3 protein-coding genes are annotated in these 2,407 nt (G+C 58.2%); 1 reads left to right on the plus strand and 2 read right to left on the minus strand.

From position 1 onward, the window contains the following. Nucleotides 1-77, plus strand: a 77-nt coding sequence (locus ACWI8T_RS09505) for an IS3 family transposase (protein ID WP_449138771.1), incomplete at its 5' end; no start/stop codon positions are given. A gap of 124 nt (nt 78-201) precedes the next feature. On the opposite strand, the gene ACWI8T_RS09510 is transcribed toward ACWI8T_RS09505, so the two are convergent. Both ACWI8T_RS09510 and ACWI8T_RS09515 read right to left on the minus strand, forming a co-directional pair. Continuing rightward, nucleotides 202-1,377 carry a toxic anion resistance protein gene (locus ACWI8T_RS09510; RefSeq protein WP_449138769.1) on the minus strand — a complete coding sequence of 392 codons (1,176 nt, stop codon included), beginning with the start codon at nt 1,375-1,377 and terminating at the stop codon, nt 202-204. A 41-nt stretch (nt 1,378-1,418) separates the two neighbouring features. Next, the coding region (locus tag ACWI8T_RS09515; protein WP_449138770.1) for a 5-bromo-4-chloroindolyl phosphate hydrolysis family protein at nt 1,419-2,407 on the minus strand (989 nt) is incomplete at its 5' end.

Consider the following 2,407-nt stretch of genomic DNA (forward strand, 5'->3'; position numbering starts at 1 on the left):
GGTACAACAACGTGCGCATCAAGAGACGCCTGGACGGAAGCAGCCCGGTCGAGTACAGGCTCAGCCGGGCCGCTTGATTCACTTCTTTTGCCGTTCAGGAAACGGGGTCCTTTGCAGATTTGGGGCGCAGTTCAGAGAGGGGCGGCGCCTTTTTTGTGCGGCACAAACGCGTGGCACGTGATGTGGTGAAGTGGGGTCGGCTTAAGGAAGCTGCGGAATCTCGAGCATCTTTTGCTTGAGCTCGGCCTCGATGCGGCGCATCTCCACTTCGGCCTCGGCGCGCTTCTGGCGGCCTTCGGCCCGAATTTGCAGCACCTCGTCGAACGTCTTGATAAGCGTTTCGTTAGTCTGCTTCAGCGTTTCGATATCGACGATGCCGCGCTCCGATTCCTTTGCCACCTCGACGGTGGAGGAGTGCAGCATCTCGGAATTCTTCTTCAGCAAGTCGTTCGTCATGTTGGTGACGGCGGTTTGTGCGCGCACGGCCTCTTGCGAATTCGCGATGCCGAGCGCCAGAACCATTTGGCTTTTCCATAGCGGAATGGTATTCACGATGGTGGTTTGTATCTTCTCGACCAGCGTGATCTCGTTGTTTTGCACGAGACGAATCTGCGGTGCGGTTTGCATGGCGATGGTACGCGTGAGGTCGAGGTCGGAAAGCTTCTTCTCGAAGCGCGTGCACATGGCGTCGAGGTCTTGTGCGGCTTGCGCGTCTTCAGCGCGACCCGTGGCTTTTGCCTTGTCCACGAGTTCCTTCAGCTCAACTTCGCGCACTTCAGCGAGCTTTTTCTTGCCGGCCAGAATGTACATGGTGAGCTCTTTGAAGTAGGTGAGGTTGAGCTCGTACATCTTGTCGAGTGTGGCGGCGTCTTTCATAAGGGTCATCTGGTGGCCCTGCAGCGCTTTCACGATTTTGTCGACGTTGGCCTCGGCCTTGTCGTAGCGGGCGCGCAGCGATTCTATTTTGTTGGCGCCTTTCTTGAAGAATCCGAACAGGCCCTTCTCCTCGGTCGCATCGAAGCTGCGCAGCTCGGTTACGGCATCGCTAAGAAGGCCACCGACCTCGCCCAAGTCTTTCGTTCGCACGCTCTCGAGCGCTGTGTCGCTGAAATCGGCCATTTTCTTTTGGGCGCCGGCGCCGTACTGCAACACCATCGCGGTGTCGCGCACGTTGATCTGCTGCGAGAAGCTTTCGACCATCTTCTTCTCTTCTTCGGTCAGCATGCTGTCGTCGAGCTTCGCGGGCACTTCGGCGGCATCGCTCGCGGGAGCCAGGGCGTCGCCGCCCATGTTAGCGAGCGTGGGCACCGGCGCGGCATCGAGCGTCGGCGCGAGCGTGAGCTCGACGGTGGGGGTTTCGGTTTTGACGTCGGTCATGGTTGTGCCTTTCTTTGAGACTCGCGCGCCCCTAGAGGGGGCTATTCGCTCTTTTGCTTATCGAACGGGCTTTCTACCAGGCCTTCCTGTGCAAGCACGGTATGCAGCACCGAAATGTCTGAGGAAACGTCGATTACCATATCGCGGAACACCGAATCGAGCAGCTTCTCGAATGCGACGTTCAGGCTGTCGAGCGCGCCTTCGATCTCGCGTTTCGACTGCGAGATGGTTTCGCTTTGGATAGGCTGCGCGTCCAGGTCGCGGTAGGCATCAAGAAGTTTGACCGTGGTTGGCAGGTAGTAATCCATCAAATGGTCCAGGTCGTCGATGACTTCGGGCCGCTCGGCCGCGCGATCGAAAATCGTACGTACCACGTGTTCGATCTGGTCGATCTTTTTGCTGAATTCCGGGTTTGGAATTGCCTTGTTGCTCTCGCGAATTTGCGTGATATAGGCATTTCCACGTGTGAGCAAGGCTTGTGTTTCGGCGTCAAGCTGCGAATGCTCGCTTTGCGTGAGCGCTCGTTGCTGTTTCTTTTCGAGCGCCTTGCCGCGTGCCTGGCGGTATTGCTGATAGGCGTCGTTGGTAAGCGCCAGGAAGTTTTCGCCGTCGCCGAGTGCCGCTTGCTTGAAAAGCCCGTGCGAGAGCATCGCCTTCACGTTTTGGCGCACGTTTTCGGTTGTATCGGCGGTGCTGGCCGCGATTTCGTCGAGGTAGCAGAAATCGCGCAGGCCAATGGCGTCGCGGTAGCGCTCGAAGCGGTTTACGAGGTTCAGGCGTTTAATGCCCATCGCGAACAGAGCGCCGCCTGCGACCGTCGCCGCAGCAAGAATGCTTCCTACAAGAATTGAGCCCGCGCCAATCGTGAAAATTGTGCCAGCGAGGCCCGGCACGCCCAAAACGACGCCCCAACCGACGAGCGCGATGCCAACGCTGCGTTGCCCGCTGGGGTTCGCGTAAATCGTTGCCATCTGTTCTTCGCGACGCTTCTTGGCCTGTGCGAGGGCATATTGTTCCCGGCCTCGTCGAA

It is taken from the genome of Slackia sp. (genome assembly GCF_977041755.1).

Bases quoted from the DNA above. Each gene is read 5' to 3' on its own strand.
- ACWI8T_RS09510 (WP_449138769.1), bottom strand. From the start codon at position 1,377: ATGACCGACGTCAAAACCGAAACCCCCACCGTCGAGCTCACGCTCGCG.